Source organism: Luteimonas sp. TWI662 (genome assembly GCF_039673825.1).
GTDB lineage: Bacteria > Pseudomonadota > Gammaproteobacteria > Xanthomonadales > Xanthomonadaceae > Luteimonas.
This window is the reverse complement of the sequence record NZ_JBDJMI010000063.1, coordinates 1-463: the sequence shown is the minus strand read 5'-3', so window position 1 is coordinate 463 and position 463 is coordinate 1. Positions and strand designations below refer to the sequence as shown.

Below are 463 nucleotides of genomic sequence, written 5' to 3'. Positions count from 1 at the left end.
GCGCGCGTCTGCCCGCCGAAGCGTGTCGGTCAGGCCATGGCCGTGGAAGATGTTGTCGCCCAGCACCAGGCAGCTCGGCTTGCCGCCGACGAACTCGCGCCCGATCAGGTACGCCTGCGCCAGACCATCGGGACTGGGCTGCACCGCATAGCGGATGTCCATGCCCCACTGCGACCCGTCGCCCAGCAGTGCCTGGAACAGCGCCTGCTCGTGCGGGGTGTTGATGATCAGCACCTCGCGGATGCCCGTCAGCATCAGCACGCTGAGCGGGTAGTAGATCATCGGCTTGTCATAGACCGGCAGCAGCTGCTTGCTGACGCCCTTGGTGATCGGATACAGCCGGGTCCCCGAGCCGCCGGCCAGGATGATGCCCTTGCGTTGCGTCATTGGAATTCTCTCGTCTCCTCCCCGCGCGCGGGGATCACTGATCTCCCTCCCCGCACGCGGGGGAGGGCCGAGGTGG

1 protein-coding gene is annotated in these 463 nt (G+C 67.2%); it reads right to left on the bottom strand.

Annotated features, from left to right (window positions below; all coding sequences use genetic code 11):
* Positions 1-387, bottom strand: a 387-nt coding sequence (locus tag ABE488_RS17750; RefSeq protein WP_346449713.1) for a sugar phosphate nucleotidyltransferase, incomplete at its 3' end; no start/stop codon positions are given.
* Positions 388-463: the final 76 nt, after the last annotated feature.